A 13,323-nucleotide genomic window follows, 5' to 3' on the forward strand; every position below is an offset into this window, starting at 1 on the left:
ACGATCACATACGACGATTGAGCACGCGGGTACGGTTGGTCGACCTCGGGGGTCTGCGGCACATGTCATGTCACGGCGAGATAGCGTCCTGCGGTCCGCGTTTGCGCGGACATGGCGCTGTGCGTCGCGGCGCGCGGGCGTAGAGGCAGGGATCGGCGATGAGCTCGAAGGATGATCCTTTCGATCCGACCGGCAAAACCGTCATCCGCCCCAGCCGCCCCAATCCCGGCCGCAAGCAAAAGACGGTTCTCGCCCGCGATGCGCCGGCCCCCGGCAGTACGGTGATCGCCCCTGCCAGCGTCCCGGAACCCACGGTTTTCGATCCCAACGCCGGCCGCCAGCCGCCGTCCGACGTCACGGGGACGGTGATCTATCAGGGAACGCCCTTCGCCAACGCGCCGGCCGATCCGCCCGTTCACGGCTCAGCCGGGACGGCGGGGAAACCGCCATGGGATGCGCTGCTCGGCGCCAGCGATGCCGTCGATTATGGCGCGGCCAACCCGATCGTCGCTGCCGCGGCGCCCTTGCTGATACTGCTTGGGCATCTGCGGCTGATGGCTGTCGAAAGACCGGCCGAGCCGCTGGCGCAGCATGTCGCCGGCCTGATCGAGGATTTCGACCGCAAGATCGCCAGGACCGATACCTCGGAAGAGGATGCGCGCATCGCCAGCTATGTGCTTTGCGAAACCGCCGACGATATCGTCGCCAATCTGCCCGGTTCCAGCCGGGATGCGTGGGCGCAGGACGCCATGCTGCAGCGCTTCTTCCAGGTCAAACCCACCGGCGCCGGTTTTTTCCAGGCGCTGAACACGGTGCTGGCGACGCCGGAACCTCATCGCAATCTCATCGAGCTGATGCATGTCTGCCTGTCGCTTGGCTTCGAAGGCCAGTATCGCGGCCAGCCGCGCGAGAGCCTCGAACGGGTCCGCCGCGACGTCTACGAGACATCAGCCTATTTCCGCGTCCTCGGTGACGACGACATCTCGCCGCGCTGGCAAGGCTTGTCGGTCACATCGGCGCAAGGCTCCAGGCGGGTTCCGCTCTGGGCCATAGCCGCTGCAACCGCGGCAGTTTTGACCGCAGCCTTTTTCACGCTGCGCGTGCTCATCACCAATGATGGCGAGGCTGTTGCCGGCGAGTTGCTGGCGCTCAATCCGGCGACGCCGGTCACCATCGAGCGCACCGGTTTCGTGCCGCTGACCGAGGAGGTGAAAGTCGTCGCAGCGCCAACGACGATTGCGCAGGTCGATCGCATCCGCACTGCCTTGGCCAAGGAGATCGAAGGCGGCGGCGTCAGCGTCGGCACCAAGGGTGATTTCATCATCGTGGAAATCAGCAACGCCCTGCTGTTCCAGTCGGGACGAGCCGAGGTCAAGCCGGAGTTCGAGCCGGTGGCCGCCAGCATCGCGGCGGCTCTCGACGCGGAGCGCGGGCCGATCCGGATCGTCGGCCACACCGACAACGTCAAACCGAAGAAGACCAGCGCCTTCAAATCGAATTTCGACCTCTCCGTCGCACGTGCCCAGTCGGTGGAAAAGATGATCGCAGCGCATTTCAGCGATCCGTCGCGGACAAAGGTCGAGGGCAAGGGCGAGGACGAGCCCATCGCCGACAATGCAACGCCGGAGGGCCGCGCCAAAAACCGCCGTGTCGATGTAATGATCCCGCGGGAGGAGATGCTGTGACCGGCTGGCTGCTGCGCATCTTCAGCGCGCTCGCGCTCGCCGGCTTTGCAGCCGCGGTCTGGTACGCCGGCCCGTTAATCCGCTTTGCCGGCGCCCGGCCGTTGGATCCCATCTGGCTGCGGGCAGCGATCATCGGCATCGTCGTCGGAACGGTGGCGATCATCTATGCAATCCGGTTCTGGCGCAGGCGCAAGGCGCAGAAGGCGCTGGAGGCCGCCATGGCCAGCGCCGAGGATGACGGCAGCGATGCAAAGGTGCTGGAAGCTCGCATGAACGAAGCGGTCGCGACGCTCAGGCAATCGAGCGGCAAGCGCAACTTCCTCTACGACGTGCCCTGGTACATCGTCATCGGCCCGCCGGGCGCCGGCAAGACCACCGCGCTGGTCAATTCCGGCCTGAACTTTCCGCTTGCCGGGTCGGGCCAGGCGCAGCCGGTGGCGGGTGTCGGCGGTACGCGCAATTGCGACTGGTGGTTCACCGACGAGGCGGTGCTGATCGACACGGCCGGGCGCTACACGACGCAGGATTCCCATGCACGGACCGACAGCAAAAGCTGGCTGGCGTTCCTGTCGCTGCTCAAGCGGCACCGGAGGCGTCAGCCGATCAATGGCGTCATCCTGGCGATCAGCCTTGCCGATCTGATGGCGGACGGAGAGCAGGCGGCCCGTGTCGCCGAGATCCGCAGCCGCCTGCAGGAAATCCACGAGGTCCTGAAGGTCCGCTTTCCCGTCTACGTGCTGTTCACCAAGGCCGACCTGGTCTCCGGATTCATGGAATATTTCGGCGGTTTCGACGAAGCACGCCGGCGCAAGGTGTGGGGCGCGACCTTCCAGACCGCCGAGCGCGGCCTGAACATGGTCGCAGAAGCGCCAGCCGAATTCGACGCGCTGGTGAAGCGCCTGACCGAAGAGATGAGCGAGCGGCTGCAGGCGGAGACCGATCCGGTCGCGCGCATCGCCATTTTCGGCTTCGCCGCGCAGCTCGGTGCGCTGAAAGGCCGGATCGTGAATTTCCTCGAGGGCGTTTTCGAGCCGACGCGCAAGCAGCTGAACGCCCCCCTGCGCGGCCTGTATTTTTCTTCCGGCACGCAGGAAGGCACGCCGATCGACCAGTTGCTGGGCAGCATAGGCCGCAGTTTCGGCAGGAATGCCCAGGCGCATCTTTCCGGCACCGGCAAAAGCTTCTTCCTGCACGATCTGTTGAGCCGCGTCATTTTCGCCGAGTCCGGCTGGGTGTCCTATGACAGGGCGGCCGACAGGCGCGTTGCGATCGCCCGCTACGCCGGCCTGACAGCGATCACGGCCATAGCGATCGCCGCGCTTGGCGTTCTCGGCCTGAGCTTTACGACCAACAAATCGCTGGTCGCCGCGACCGGCCAGGCGGCAGGCCAATACCGCGCGACAGCCGCGCCGCTGCTGGCCAGCACGACGGTGTTGGATGCCGACCTCGAAACCGTCATCGGCGCGCTCGATGCGCTGCGCGGCCTGCCGGCCGGCTACGATACGAGAGACCAGCCCACCCCGGCCACGGCGACGTTCGGCCTCAGCCAGCGTGAGCGTATCCTTTCGGCTTCCGAGACTGCCTACCGGCAAGGGCTGGAGCGCATGTTCCGCTCGCGCCTGCTGTTCCAGCTCGAACGCACGATCGAGGCCAGGATGGCCGATCCGATGGCGCTGTACGAGCCGCTGAAGATTTACCTGATGCTAGGCGGCAAGGCGCCGAAAGTGGATGACGAACTGGTCGTCACCTGGCTGAAACTGGACTGGGAACAGAACCGCTATCCCGGCGCCCACAATCGCGACGGCCGGGCGCAATTGGAGAAGCATTTGCGCGCCATGCTGGCGCTCGACAACGACCAGGATCCCTCGTTCGAACTCAACCGCACGCTGGTCGAATCCGCCCAGCGCTCGCTCGGCCGCATGAGCCTTGCCGATCGCGCCACCGCTCTCATCCAGTCGGCCACCTATGCGGCGGCGCTGGACGATTTTTCGGTGGCCTCGCAAGCCGGCCCGGAAGCGCCGATGCTGTTCGAGCGCAATGACGGAAACGATCTCGCCGGCCTTCGCGTCCCCGGTCTCTACACCCATGCCGGCTTCGACTTCTATCTGGCGCAACTTGCCAAGAGCGCGCAGGCGCTGGTCGACGATCAATGGGTGATCGGTTCGAGCGGCGAGCAAGGCGGCTTCGACCAGGAATTGCTCAAGCTCGGCCCGGAACTTCTCGACCGCTACGGCAAGAGTTTTGCGGCGGCGTGGAACGAGGTGCTCGACAGGTTGAAGTTCAAGCCAATGGCCGCCGACAAACCGCAATATCTGGCGCTGTCCGCAGCGGGATCACCGACCTCACCGCTGATGCAGCTGTTCGAGGCCATCGCGCGCGAAACAGCTTTGACGCAAGAGCGCAATCCGGCTGCGCCGTCTCAAGACAGCGACCAGGAAATCGCCGCGCGCGCCAAGGGCCTCGCCCGCATCGGCATCGAGCTTGCGGCGCGCAAATCGCAGAGCCGGGCCGGGGCCGCCTTTGTCAACACCCAGAACCAGGATCCCGGCGCCAACATCGAAGCCCAGTTCCGGTCTTTCCAGGCTTTGGTGGCCGGGGCGCCGGGGCAGCGGCCGCTCGACGCCCTCACCCAGAATTTCCGCGAAATCTATCAGAGCGTGCGGCTGGCCGCCGATGTCCCCGCCCAGACGGACCAGGCCAACGCCAATCTGCAGCTGCAGATCTCGACGTTGCGCGCCAATGCTTCGCGGCTGCCGAAGGCGCTGGCCAGGATGGTGAGCGCGGCGGCGGACGATTTCGAGGGCACCGTCGCCGAAACATCGACCACACGTCTCAACGAGATGCTGGAGGAGACCGTCGGCCGTCCGTGCGAAGAGGTGATTGCCGGGCGCTTTCCATTCGCCCCCGCCGGCACCGACGATGTCGCCATGGCGGATTTTGCCAGATTGTTTTCTCCGGGCGGGGTTCTCGACCGGTTTTTCGCGCAGAACCTGGCGTCGCTGGTCGACATGAGCGGCCAGGACTGGGACTGGAAACAGGACACCAGGTTCGGCCGCAATCTGGCGAAATCGACGCTGAAGAACTTTCAGCTCGCGGCACAAATCCGCGCGGCTTTCTTTCCGCTCGGCGGGCCGGTGCCGTCGATCAACATCACCTTCACGCCGCTGTCGCTGCATGGCGATGCCGACATGGCGCTGCTCAATATCGACGGCCAGGTGCTGCAGGCCACCCAAGCCGGCAACACGCCGGGCCTGATTCCGTGGCCGGGCAAGACCGGTTCGGCCAGTCTCAGCCTGACGCCGGAGCTGCCCGGCCGCGAGTCCGCAATCAAGTTCGACGGTCCCTGGGCGTTGAAACGATTGCTGGACAAGGGGCAGGTCACCGCCAATGGCGACAGTCTCGAAGCGCATTTCCTCATCGGCGGGCGCGATGTCGCCTACACGATCAAGACCGGGGAGGACGGTAATCCGTTCACGCTGCCGGCGCTCTCCGCGTTCAGCTGTCCGAAGGCTTTCTGATGGGGAATTGCATGGCAGGACCAGCGATTGCAGGACGCAGAGACAGCGGCGGCACCACACGGTCCGTCATCAGCGGCTTAGATTTCGATACTCTAATGAATGGGGCTGTGGCAGACTGGCCAGGCACGTCAGCCAAGGCGTTGCGGAGCGTAGGCAAGTGAACGATGCCGCCTTTGAGAGCTACGGCGTGAGCCACAAGGGCTGCGTGCGCGACCACAATGAGGACAGCTTTCTGGTCGAGCCGCGGATCGGCCTCTGGGTGGTGGCCGACGGCATGGGCGGGCACGAGGCCGGAGAAGTCGCTTCGGCAAGCATTGTCGAGCATCTGGCGACGATCGGCATCGCCAGTTCGGCGCCGGATCTGCGCGCCCGCTTTGAGGATCGGCTGAACCGGGCGCATGCCGAGATCCGCCGGATTTCGCGCTCACGCGGCGTGACCATCGGCTCCACCGTTGCCGCACTGCTGGCCATGGACGGCAGGTTCGCCTGCCTGTGGTCGGGCGACAGCCGCGTCTATCTCGTGCGCAACGCCGCGATCTCGCAGATTTCGCGCGACCACACCGAGGTCCAGGAACTGCTCGACAGCGGCGCGATCAGCGCGGCCGAAGCGGAGAACTGGCCGCGCCGCAACGTCATCACCCGCGCCATCGGCGTCAACGACGAAATCGCCATCGACTTCCAGCAGGGAGAGACCCTTGCCGGCGACATTTTCATCCTCAGCACGGACGGCCTGACGGCGCATGTCAGTGACGCGGAGATTGCGGCTGCAGTGCTCTCGGCAGCGCCGCAGGCTGCCTGCGAAAAGCTGCTTTCCATGGTGCTTGAGCGCGGCGGCACGGACAACGTCACCATCGTTCTGGTCAAGATCAGAGACAAAGGCAATGGCCTGTCCCGAGCAGAAGGCCGCGACCGATGAGCTCCGACGACAAGACCCGGCTATTGCCCAACATGGCGGATACCAGCGTCGGCACGCAGCTCAGCGGCATCTACGAGCTCGACGAACGCATCGCGTCGGGCGGCATGGGCGAAGTCTATCGCGGCCACAACATCCAGACCGGCGATCATGTCGCGATCAAGATCGTGCTGCCGGAATTCGCCCGCGATCAGACGATCCTGTCGCTGTTTCGCAAGGAAGCCTCGATCCTCAACCATCTGTCGCATGACGCGGTCGTGCGCTACCACGTCTTCACCATAGATCCCGGCATCGGGCGGCCCTATCTGGCGATGGAATTCGTCGACGGCCAGTCGCTGTACGACGTCATGCGCGGCGGGGCGATGGCGACTCCGGATGTGCGCAAACTGTGCCACCGGCTAGCCTCGGGCCTGAGCGCCGTGCACCAGGCCGGCGCCATCCACCGCGATCTGTCGCCCGACAACATCATCCTGCCGGGCGGCCGGGTCGAGCGGGCAAAGATCATCGATTTCGGCATTGCGCGATCGGCCGCGGTCGGTGGCGAGACGCTGATCGGCGGCAAGTTTGCCGGAAAATACAATTACGTCTCCCCCGAGCAACTCGGGCTCTATGGCGGCGAGGTCAGCGAACAGTCCGACATCTACAGCCTGGGGCTGGTGCTGGCGGCGGCGCTGCGCGGCAAGCCGATCGATATGGGCGGCTCGCAATACGAGATCGTCGAAAAACGGCGGACCGTCCCTGATCTCTCCGGCATCGATGCCGATTTCAGGGACATTGTCGAAGCGATGCTGCAGCCTGACCCGGATGATCGACCGGCCAGCATGGCCGAAATCGCCCGGTTGACGCGCGACGACAGCGACGCGACCTTGCCGCCGGCATCGCTCGCGCCCCGGCCCGGTCTGCCGCGAACCGGGCAGACCGCAGGGCCTGTCTCGAAGGTCGGGGACTCGCCGGCCCAAGGCTTCGGTTCGGCCCCGCCAAGCGGCACGGCGGAGCCGTCTTTCGTGCCGCACGTGCGCCCGGCGCACCTGTCGCACCCGAAACCGGCTGCTGAAACTCCCAAGCGAGCAAGCACACCACCGAAGCGTGCTACTACAGGCAGAAATCTGACGATCGCGGTGCTGTCGGCGGTGGCCGTGGTATCGCTTGGAGGGCTCTATGCATCGGGTATCGTGGGATTCGGAGACCGGCCTCGCGTCACCGACACCGGCAAGCCGCTCCAACCCGAACTGACAAAGCCGATCGTCGCTGACAAGCCCGTTTCGGACACTGCGCCGGTCGAGAAGACGGTGCCAAAGCCGCAACCAGCGGAGACTCCGGCTGAAGATCAGGCCAAAGCGCCGGTCGAGCCGCAGCCGACGCCGCCAGTCGCGTCGAGCGCCACGGCCCCGCTGCCGGCCGCACCAACCGACAAGACCGTCGCGCTGCAACCGCCATCCGGCCCGTCACAGTCCGATGCCGCGAAGAACCCCGAGCCTGTCAGTCCGCCGGTAGAGCCCAAGGCGACAGCGCCAGCCACGCAAACACCTGAACCGACGGCCGAGGCCCCCAAACCCACAGCACCGACGCCGGAACCCACCGCTCAAGCGCCCGAGCCCAAGGCGCAGGCGCCTGAACCGACCGCGCAGGCGCCCAAGCCGGACACGCAGGCGCCTGAACCGACCGCGGAGCCTAAGCCGAGCCAGCCCGATATCGCCAGCGGTGAGCAGGCCGACAAGCCGGCAGAGCCCGACATTGCCATGAACGTGCCCAAGCCGGAGGTGCCGCCACCGGCCGATGCGGCCGCGGAGCGGGTCACCTGGGTACGCGCCTTCAATGGTGGTGATTGTTTTTTTGCGACGGTGACGTCGGTCGCCGACAAGGGTGTCGCGATCGAGGGCTTCGGCACGTCGGTGCCACCCTTCGAACAGTTGCTTGGGGAATTCCAGGCGAAGTTCCATGTCGAGCCGGATATCAGCGTCCGCCTTATCCAGCCCCCGCAATGCGGGATCACCGGCTTCCTGCGTTTCATGGGCGCGAGCACGGCCGACAGGCCGCAGCTTGTCCTCGACCAGACATCGGTGCCGGACGGCTCGCCGATCGACGGCACGCTGATGACGCATGGCGGGCTGGTGTCGAGCGTGTTCCTGATCGACCACAGGGGCATCGCGTTCAACCTCGACGATCATGTTGTCGTACAAGCCGACAAGGCGACCTTCTCGATCCCGATCGGGCTCGGCGCCGCCGACAAGGCGGCAGGCAAGGCGTTGCCGCAGATCATCATGGTGATCACCGGGCCGCAGGACATAAAGGCGGCGGACTTCACAACGCCGACGCCGGCCTCGGTGCTGTTGCCCAGGATCCTCGACGAGATCGGCGCCAGGAGTTCGGCATTTTCGGCGACCGCCAAATACTTCCGCCTCGGCGGCTAGCACCGACGCCGATGCAACGCCGTCGCCGAGATCCCGTCCTGCTTGCCCGGAACGTGCGCGTGAAGCTCGCCGCGAGCGCGGTCGCGACGCTGTTGCTGGCGCTTCTTTCCACCGGGCATGCGCGCGCCGAATTCACCGTCTGCAACCAGACGCTCGACGTCGTCAATCTTGCCGTCGGTCAGAAGGTCGACGATGCCGACCAGACCGATGGCTGGTGGACCATCGGCGCCAATCAATGCGTCAACGTCATTCGCGAGGAGCTGACCAACCGCTACATCTACATCTACGCGACGGATGTCTTCGGCCACGCCATTCTGGCAGGCTCCACCGACATGTGCATCGAGCGGCGGCGGTTCTCGATCCGCGGCATCGATGAATGCTGGCAGCGCGGCCATATCGCGGCGAAGTTTCTCGAAGTCGACACGCAGGAACAGGTGCGCTGGACCTTCTTCCTGACCGGAAGCGCACCGTGACGCACAGCATCGACACCAGCTTCAAGGCAAAGAAGCAGGCGCGCGCCGCGCTACGCAGGCGCAGGATCTGGCTCGGGCTGGCGGCTGGCCTGGCGACAATCGTCCTCGCCGCGATTGCCACCGGCTTCTATCTTACCGCCGACTACTGGTCGTTCCGCGACGAGGACGAGGAACTGCATGCCGTCGAAGACTCGGACGACGTGCCGGCCGACGCATCGGTCTACGTGCCGGCCATCATCGACCTTGCCGGCGACCCGATGTGGATCACACTGGCGCCGGAGGCGGGCGCCGCCAAGAGCCGCGGGATGCCGCGCCCGACGGAGCTCGACCAGGCCGGCATCTCCCCTCAGATCATGGTTCTCTCCGACGTGATGCTGAGCGCCAGCGAAAAATTCATGACGACGATCCCCTCGACGCAGGAGGATTTCGCCTTCTTCCAGGCGCAGCGGAAGACCGCGGTCGCGCCACCCGCCGAACCCAACGATCCGCAGAATGACCTGCAGAACGATCTTCAACCATCGCCCGGCGCGGACGGGGCTCCGGCGGCCTCCGGCCCAGCTCCTGACCCGCAGGCTGCTCCGGGTGCATCGGCGGCGGCCGATGACCCCGAGGCCGGCTGGGGCGAGACCATCGATGAGGGCGAAGCAGCACTCCCCGCCTTTCAGAAGACAGCGGTCGAAAACAACACCAGCGTTGCCAACGTCAGCTCGGAATATCAGCGCTTCGAGGCGACCGAGGACATTTTCGTGAAAATCCTCAACGACCGCAGCCTGGACAGCGTGGCGCTCGATGCGCATTTTTCCGCCGACGACGCAAAGCTTGCCGGCGAGGCGCTGAAGGCGCTGTTCGACAAGGACGGCCTGCAGCCTGGTTATGTCGTGGCGATGCGCGGCTTTAGGCCGACGCGCGAGACCACGACGATGTCGCTGATGCAGGTCTCGATCTACGCCAGGAACGTCTTTGTCGGCACGCTGACACGCAACGCGGCCGGTGCCTTCGTGTCGGGCGTCGACCCGTGGGTGCGCGAGGACCTGTTCAATTATTCGGGCGCCGAGACCGAAGGCACGCAGAAACGGCAATACCGCCTGCTCGACGCGATCTATTCGACGGCGGCCCGCAACAATGTGCCGAGCGGCATCATTGGCGAAGCCATCATGTATCTGTCGCGGGGACAGGATCTGGATGCTTTCGCCAGCGAGGACCAGCGTCTTGTGCTGATCTATTCGCAGACGCCGCGCGGCAAGAACGAGACCGACGGACGGGTGCTCTATGTCGGTATCCAAGGCACGCAAAAGAGCTTGGATTGTTTCGTTTTCCAGCAGAGCGACGGCCAGTTTTCCTGCGTCTCGGGCGATGACCAGGTGCGCTCGCTGACGGTGGCCAACGGCATGGTGACGCCGGTCAACGGTGTCATGACGTCGACCTTCGGGCCGCGCAAGCATCCGATCCTGGGCGTTGTTCGCATCCACAAGGGCGTCGACTGGGCAGCACCCGTGGGGACGCCGATCGCCGCAGCCTTCGACGGCGAGATCATCTTCCAGGGCGACGGCGGCGGCTACGGCAATGTGGTCAAGATCGCCCATGGCGGCGGCCGCGAGACGCGCTACGCGCATATGTCGAAATTCGCCATTGCCAGCGGTGTCGGCACCAAGGTGAAGGCCGGCGACATCATCGGCTATATCGGCACCACCGGCCTGTCGACCGGGCCACATTTGCATTTCGAACTCTACCAGAGCGGTCAGGCGATCGATCCGCTCGGAACAGTGACCGCTGCAATCGCCGTCACTTCCAGCGATCCCGCCGTCGAAACGCTGACCGACCGTATCGTCCACGTCGAATCGGGCGGTAGCGCGCGGGCCAAGAACCCGCTGTCTTCGGCGACAGGCGCCGGCCAGTTCATATCCAAGACCTGGATCCGGATGATGAACACCTATCGTCCCGAACTCGCGCGATCGCTGTCGACCGCAGACCTGCTCGCTTTGCGCTACGACGCCACCATCTCGCGTGAGATGGTGCGCAATCTGGCGCGCGAGGGCGAAGCCTATCTCAAGGCGCGCGGCCATCAGATTACCGCCGGCCGGCTCTATCTCTGCCATTTCCTCGGCATGGAAGGCGCACATCAGGTGCTGGCGTCGCCGGGATCGGCGCAGTTGAGCGCCGTGCTCGGCTCGTCCGTTATCCAGGCCAACCCGTTTCTTGCCGGCAAGACCGCCAGCTACGTCGTCGACTGGGCGGAACGGAAGATGGGCCGCAAATTGCCGACGCCCGCCACCACCGATGCGGGCCAGCAGACGACGACGGAAGTCCGCCAGACATCGCCGGAGTTCGAAAAATACAAGCAGGCGATAACGGCACTGGTCGGCTCGATCCAAAATACTCTTGAGCCGGGCTAGAGCTGGCAGTTCGCCCCGGCTTTCGCCAAGCCGATTGGTTCTGAGGCCGGCGAATGGTATGTTTGCGGATATTTGGGAAGGTTTTTGCGTCCTTGTGAACCAAAACTGTGGCTGGGATCACATACGCCCAACAGCCATTTTGGCAGAAGCGATACAGTCGCTGGTGAAATTTAGCATGCGCAGCCATCAATAACGCGCCCCATTGGGGCGGAGGGCCGATCCCATGAAAGCGTTTGCCGTCCTTTTGAGCGGATTTTTTCTGTTAATGCTGACCGCGCTTGGCACCGTCCAGGCGGCGGCGCCGGATGCCGGTGGCGTCAAACGCGTCGCGCTGGTCATCGGCAACAGCAAATACGTCCATGCCGTCGAATTGCCCAATCCGGCCAATGACGCGCATCTCATCGCATCGACGCTGCGCAATGCCGGCTTCGAGGTGATCGAGGGCGTCGACCAGGACAATGCCGGCATGCACAGCCTGATCAGCAAATTCACCGAGCAGTCCTACGATGCCGACCTCGCCGTCATTTTCTATGCCGGCCACGGCATGCAGGTCGACGGCAAGAACTTTTTGATCCCGGTCGACGCCGAACTGACGTCACCTGCCTATCTCAAGACCCGCACCGTCCAGATCGACGACTTCATGGCCGCATTGCCACCCGACCCGGCGGTCGGCGTCATCATCCTCGATGCCTGCCGCGACAATCCGCTGGCACGCACACTGGCGGCCGCGATGCCGAAGACCCGCTCCACCGCGCTGGGCACCGGCCTGGCGCCGATCGACCCTAAATCAGAGGGCGTCGGCACCGGCGGCATCCTGATTGCCTATGCCACCGACCCGGGCGCCATCGCCTTTGACGGCAACGGCGTCGACAGCCCCTACTCGACCGCGCTCGCCAGGCACCTGACCGAACCCGGCGTCGAGATCCAGAGTGCGCTGACGCGGGTGCGCGGCGAAGTGGCCGAGACCACGCAAGGCCGCCAGCGGCCATGGCACAACGCATCGCTGGGCCGCGAGGTCTTCCTTGGCAAACCGGCCGCCCAAGCCGCGCCGATGGTAAAACCGGCCGCCGATGACGCGAACGCCGCGACAGCGCCCGTCCCTGCCCCCGTCACCAGCGAACCGCCTTCGTGGGAAGTCGAGCAGCGGCTTTGGGACGAGGCCTCGAAGCGCAACACCGCGCCATTCTACGAAGCCTATCTCGAACAGTTCCCGAATGGCCGCTTCGCCACGGTGGCGCGGCTCAACATCGATGCGCTGAACGATCCGAAAGCCCAGGAACGGGAAGTCGCCGCGCTTGCTGCCGAAGAAGCGAACTCGGGTTCTGCCGTGCGCACCTCGGTAGGCATTTCGGACGACATGAAGAAGGTGCTGGGCACCGAGGCGACGGAGAACGCGATCGGTCTCGATCGCCAGGGCCGCATCGACCTGCAATTGCGCGTCGAGGCGCTGGGCAACGAGCTTGGCCGCGTCGACGGAAATATCGGCGCCAAGACCCGGCAAGCGATCGGCGACTGGCAAGAGGGGAACGGGCTGCCTCCGACCACTTTCCTGACGCGCGAGCAACTGGCGTTCCTGGTTATCCAGACGGATCCGATGATGGAGGCCGTGCGTGCCAAGCATGAGGCCGACCAGGCCGGCGTGGACAAGCCGAAAAAACAGGTGGTGCAGAAGGCCCGCACGCTGAAGCCGGTGGCGGAAAAGCCACGCAAGAAGCAGTACGCCCAGAAGCCGCGCCGACAACAGCAGTTCGTGCAGAAAAGGCGCAACCGGGAGGTCGTGCGCGAGGATGAGCCGCCGCCGCGGGACAACAATGATTTCCTGACCAAGGCGCTGATCTTCGGCACCGGCGTAGCGGTCGGCGGCGTGCTCAAGAACTGATCGATCACATCGAACGACAAAAACGCCGCGTGTCCGTTGGACGCGCGGCGT

At 65.0% G+C, this 13,323-nt stretch carries 7 protein-coding genes; all 7 read left to right on the forward strand.

The features are described from left to right. The first annotated feature begins 158 nt into the window (after window positions 1-158). The 7 genes from tssL (at window position 159) to NKJ64_RS05095 (ending at window position 13,272) form a co-directional block, all read left to right on the forward strand. On the forward strand, window positions 159-1,685 hold the full coding sequence (gene tssL / locus NKJ64_RS05065; protein ID WP_352462074.1) for a type VI secretion system protein TssL, long form: 1,527 nt from the start codon (window positions 159-161) through the stop codon (window positions 1,683-1,685). Next, window positions 1,682-5,203 carry a type VI secretion system membrane subunit TssM gene (gene tssM / locus NKJ64_RS05070; RefSeq protein WP_352462076.1) on the forward strand — a complete coding sequence of 1,174 codons (3,522 nt, stop codon included), beginning with the start codon at window positions 1,682-1,684 and terminating at the stop codon, window positions 5,201-5,203. Before tssL ends, tssM begins: the two co-directional genes overlap by 4 nt. Window positions 5,204-5,360: 157 nt before the next feature. Then, entirely contained in the window at window positions 5,361-6,119 is a 759-nt protein-coding gene (locus NKJ64_RS05075) for a PP2C family protein-serine/threonine phosphatase (protein WP_023692196.1), read from the forward strand. Further along, a complete protein-coding gene (locus NKJ64_RS05080) occupies window positions 6,116-8,527 on the forward strand; it encodes a serine/threonine-protein kinase (RefSeq protein WP_023714862.1) in 2,412 nt (803 codons plus the stop codon). Before NKJ64_RS05075 ends, NKJ64_RS05080 begins: the two co-directional genes overlap by 4 nt. Window positions 8,528-8,538: 11 nt before the next feature. Beyond that, complete coding sequence (locus NKJ64_RS05085) at window positions 8,539-9,000, forward strand: DUF1036 domain-containing protein (protein WP_050485828.1); 462 nt, start codon at window positions 8,539-8,541, stop codon at window positions 8,998-9,000. Next, entirely contained in the window at window positions 8,997-11,393 is a 2,397-nt protein-coding gene (locus NKJ64_RS05090; protein WP_023818541.1) for a M23 family metallopeptidase, read from the forward strand. The genes NKJ64_RS05085 and NKJ64_RS05090 overlap by 4 nt, the downstream gene beginning before the upstream one ends. A 265-nt stretch (window positions 11,394-11,658) precedes the next feature. Further along, complete coding sequence (locus tag NKJ64_RS05095; RefSeq protein WP_352462078.1) at window positions 11,659-13,272, forward strand: caspase family protein; 1,614 nt, start codon at window positions 11,659-11,661, stop codon at window positions 13,270-13,272. Window positions 13,273-13,323: the final 51 nt, after the last annotated feature.

The organism is Mesorhizobium sp. M0062 (assembly GCF_040323125.1).
Taxonomy (GTDB): Bacteria; Pseudomonadota; Alphaproteobacteria; order Rhizobiales; family Rhizobiaceae; genus Mesorhizobium.